The sequence below is a fragment of the Sulfitobacter sp. HI0027 genome (assembly GCF_001634775.1).
Lineage (GTDB): Bacteria > Pseudomonadota > Alphaproteobacteria > Rhodobacterales > Rhodobacteraceae > Sulfitobacter.
In genome coordinates this window covers 1-4,157 of sequence record NZ_LWER01000045.1, presented here as the reverse complement: position 1 = coordinate 4,157, position 4,157 = coordinate 1, and the positions used below count along the sequence as shown (strand labels likewise).

Here is a 4,157-nt window from a genome sequence, read left to right as displayed (position 1 = left end):
CGATCGGCTCGGCCAGCGAACCAGCAAAAGCCGTCGATGCAGCAGCGGACAGAGCAGCGGCGAGAACGAGTTTCTTCATAACATAACCTCCAGAATAGGCGTGCTGTATCATATACATACACGCACCCAAGACTTACCTCGTAATCTCGTTCTAAACAGTATCGGCAAAAGTTTGCAAACCCGGAATCAGCTATTGCATCAAGGAATCAGGGGGATGTCGTCAAATAAGCAACACCTGCGTGCCGACCTTTGTCATGGCAAAAAGTTCGGCAATATGTTCGTTATAGAGCCCAATGCAACCATTGGAAGACTTGCGGCCAATTTTTCTTGTGTCGTGGGTTCCGTGGATACGGTAATATGTCCAGCTGAGGTACAGCGCATGGGTGCCCAGCGGGTTATCCGGGCCGGGCCCGACATAGGGCGGCCACTCGGGATTGCGCTTGAGCATGGAAGGCGTGGGACGCCAGCTTGGCCCCTCGACCTTTTTGATGACACGGGTGCGGCCCCGGCGCGTGAGGTCTTCGGTCAGCGGCACCGATGAGGGGTAGAGTTTATAAACGCTCTGATCCTCGGACCAGTAATGCACCGCCCGGCTGTCGATATCGACCAGCACCGCGCCGTTGCGCGTGTTGCTGAAATAGGGGCGCCAATCCAACATCCGGAAGCTCGAGACATTGCGCTGGACCGATTCAGTCAGATCGCGCTCGGTCTCGGTCGTCGCGGAGGAGTTGAACGAAGAGGTGCTTTGCGCCAGCGCCGGTGTGGCAAGCATCGCGGCGCTGCCAGCCAGAAAGCCACGGCGGCTCTTAATCGAAAAACGGTGAGCAGACATGGAGCGTCTCCAAACTGAAATTATGCTAATTAATGCCATATATATGGCTCGAAAGACGCAGTTTCAATTGAAACCAGCCCCATACGGCAGAGTCACGCCTATGTGCGTTTGAACTGCAACGCGCCCCGATGTAAGGCAGAAAAAATTTCATTGCGTGGAGCGCTCATATGATCCGTATCCTGTCCATCCTGCTGGCGCTGACGGTTGCGCTGTCTGCCTGTGCCCCGTCCAGCACGAGTGGCGGCAAAGCCGGCGGTTCCTACCGCATCAGCCGTTCCGACGCGGGTACAATCCAATTCCGCATGCTCGACTCGGTGAATGCGCTGCGCAGCTCGGCCGGGGTCACGCCTTTGGCGCTGGATGCCAAACTGAACGCCGCCGCCGCGACCCACTCGCGCGATATGTCGGTGCAGAACCGTCCATGGCACTTCGGCTCTGACGGGTCTTCGCCGATCGACCGTATCCAGCGCGTTGGCTATACCGGCGGTCTGGTCGGTGAAGTTATCTCGGAAACCTATGAGACCGAGCTTGAGACCCTCGCCGCCTGGATGGAGCAGCCAGACACCCGCCGCATCTTGATGGCCCCCGATGGCCGCCAGATGGGTTTCTCTTGGTATCAGGAAAACGGTGGCAAGATCTGGTGGACGCTGGTCGTCGGCAACTGATCTTTTACCGAACAAACGGTTTATCCGACCCCTGCGGGGGCCGGTTTCGTTTTGACCAACCCGGTGATCAGGGTGTGATCAGGATCGGCGTGCCATCGCGCACCATCGCATAGACATCTTCGATCTCTTTGTTGGTGACCGCGATACAGCCCCAAGTCCAATCGGTCTTTTCTTTCTGCCGCGGGTCTTTCTGCCCGTGAATAAAGATATCGCCTCCGGGGCTTTTGCCCATCGAACGTGCATATTCGGTATCCAACTGGTTCGGGTAATCGATACCAATTGAAAGATGGAACCGGCTGTTCGGATTGCGACGGTCGATTCGGTACAGCCCTTCGGGCGTGCGCCCATCCCCCTCAAAGGTCTTGTGACCAACCGGAGCGAAGCCCAGCTTGATCGAATAGTCCTCCAACACGCGGTTATGATGCAACAACATCATGCGACGTTGGCTTTTGTTCACAACCACATAGGTCACTTCGGGACCATTGTATCGTTTGAATTTACTGTTGCTGCACGCCCCAAGCGCCACCATAGCGGTGCCGCCAAGTATCATTGTCCTGCGCTTCATCACTGTGCCCTCAAAGCCCCGGCCATTCCGGCCCTTTTTACCTGAGCTATCACAATGAGGGATTAATTTCATTCAAAAAGAGGTGATGAGCCGAGCCAAATGCAGTCCTTTTGCTTAACCTTCCGGCAGTGTCAGGCAAGCGGAAAGCTCCACATGCGACGACCAGCGAAACTGGTCCACAACCTGCACCCAGTCCAGCCGGTACCCTGCCGCCACCATGTTTTGCACATCGCGGGCAAAGCTGACCGGGTTGCACGAAACATAGGCCACGCGCGGCACCCCGGCGCGGATGATCTCGGCCACCTGCGCCTCGGCCCCGGCGCGGGGCGGGTCCAGCACAACGGCGTCGATCTTGGCCAATTCATCCGGCAAGAGCGGACGGCGGAACAGATCGCGGGTCTCAACGGTGAGCGGTTTGGCCCCCTTGGCCCGACGCCAGCCGCCCTCAAGCGCGGCGATCATCTCGGCATCGCCCTCAACCGCATGAACCCGCGCCTTTTGCGCCAGTGGCAAAGCGAAGGTGCCGCAGCCTGCGAACAGGTCCGCCACGGTCTCGGCCTCCCCCACGGCATCCACGACGGCGGCGCGCAGGGCCGCTTCGCCATGGCGGGTGGCTTGCAAGAACGCGCCCGGCGGCGGCGTGACTTGGGCCGTGCCGAAGGTCTGCGCGGGCGGCGCGCGCATCGCGATCACCTCGCCATCCCAGGTTAACCGTGCCAGCGCCAAAGCCTCACAGGTCTGCGCCAACTGCTGCCGCAGCGGCCCGTCGAGCGGTTTGCCATTGGCGACAGATACGTCAAGCCCCTCTTCTGAAAGCGTCACTGTGACGGCCAATTCGGCTTTCCGGCTGGTGCCGATCAGCGCCAGCTCCTCTGCAACCTTCAAGCCCGGCAAAAGCGCGGGGTCGACCAGCTGACAGCCCGGCACTTCGATCAACACGTCGGAAGCACGGCCATGGAACCCGGCCATCGCGCCCTTTTTCGTGCGGCGCGCAGCAAAGGTGGCCCGGCGGCGCGATTGCGCAGGGGAGGTTTGGATCGGGCGAAATTCTGTCTCTAACCCATGCGCCGACAGCGCATTGCGGACCACATCGACCTTCCACCCGGCCACGAAATCATCTGCAGCATGCTGCAACTGGCAGCCCCCGCAGGATTTGAAATGGCGGCACGGCGGCGCGACCCGCTGTTCTGACGGCGTAACGATCCGCACGTCGCGCAGCTGTTGGCCCTCGACCTCACCGGTGACGGTTTCCCCCGGCAGGGTCATCGGGGCAAAGATCGGTCCTTCGGCGATGCCGTCGCCGTGGTGGCCAAGGCGCAAGATGTGATGTTCTGTCATAGCCTGCCCATAGCGCGGCAAAGGCCACAGCGAAAGCCTATTCCGCCGCCTTCACATCCAGAAACCCGCCCGACTGCCGGTGCCAATAGCGCGCATAAAGCCCGTCTTGGGCAAGCAGATCAGCATGGCTGCCGATCTCTGCGATGCGGCCTGCGTCCAACACCATGATGCGGTCCATCTCTGTCAGGGTCGACAGACGGTGGGCGATGGCTAGCACAGTTTTGCCTTCCATTACATGGTCTAGGGTCTTCTGTGGTTGCCGCCCGTAGTGCAAGAATTTTTTGACCCTATTGGCGAGTGATCGAGTGCGGTCTTCTGTAAGGCCTCGAGATGCGGCACTTCCAAAAGCCGCGGGCCGGGATGGTGATCAGCGGATCAGGTCCAAATCTGTTGAGCGAGCTCTGAGCTCGTAGGCCCTAACTGGTTTTCCCAATCCAGATCTATTCGATCGTTTTGCCCATTCAGGTCGTCGTCTTCTTACACTCCCCTTGGCACCGTCGCTAGCAGTTCAACAAGAGCATCATGCCGCGACTGCCAGCGCCGGATCCTTGTAATCTTCGTTCTTTGTCAGCATCGCCCAGATTTGCCGGGCCATCTTATTGGCCAGCGCGATAGCGACCAGCATCTTGGGCTTGCGCGCCAACAATCGTGATAGCCAGCTGCCCTCCGTAATTGTGCGCCGTCCGAGCCAGCCCAGCCGCGACATTGCCCCAATGATCAAGAGACGTCTTATATCAGCTTGCCCGGCCTTGGTCAT

General features: G+C 59.3%; 4 protein-coding genes and 2 pseudogenes. 1 reads left to right on the top strand and 5 read right to left on the bottom strand.

The genetic code is table 11. The annotated features are described in order from the left end of the window. Window positions 1–220: 220 nt before the first annotated feature. A complete protein-coding gene (locus A3722_RS02785) occupies window positions 221–832 on the bottom strand; it encodes a L,D-transpeptidase (RefSeq protein WP_067627906.1) in 612 nt (203 codons plus the stop codon). A 167-nt stretch (window positions 833–999) separates the two neighbouring features. On the opposite strand from A3722_RS02785, the gene A3722_RS02780 reads away from it, so the two are divergent. Further along, the gene (locus tag A3722_RS02780) at window positions 1,000–1,497 is read left to right on the top strand and encodes a CAP domain-containing protein (protein ID WP_067627909.1); all 498 of its coding nucleotides are present in this window, start codon (window positions 1,000–1,002) and stop codon (window positions 1,495–1,497) included. A 67-nt stretch (window positions 1,498–1,564) separates the two neighbouring features. Here A3722_RS02780 and A3722_RS02775 read toward each other — a convergent pair whose 3' ends face one another. The 4 genes and pseudogenes from A3722_RS02775 to A3722_RS02760 all read right to left on the bottom strand — a co-directional run. Continuing rightward, window positions 1,565–2,062, bottom strand: coding sequence for a L,D-transpeptidase family protein (locus tag A3722_RS02775; protein WP_067627912.1), 498 nt, complete (start codon window positions 2,060–2,062; stop codon window positions 1,565–1,567). Window positions 2,063–2,176: 114 nt separating this feature from the next. Then, window positions 2,177–3,400 (bottom strand): class I SAM-dependent RNA methyltransferase, encoded by a 1,224-nt coding sequence (locus A3722_RS02770; RefSeq protein ID WP_067627915.1) that lies wholly within the window; start codon window positions 3,398–3,400, stop codon window positions 2,177–2,179. Window positions 3,401–3,437: 37 nt separating this feature from the next. Then, window positions 3,438–3,653, bottom strand: a pseudogene (locus A3722_RS02765) (ABC transporter ATP-binding protein); the annotation flags it as partial. 267 nt (window positions 3,654–3,920) lie between these two features. After that, window positions 3,921–4,157: pseudogene (locus A3722_RS02760) on the bottom strand (IS110 family transposase); the annotation flags it as partial.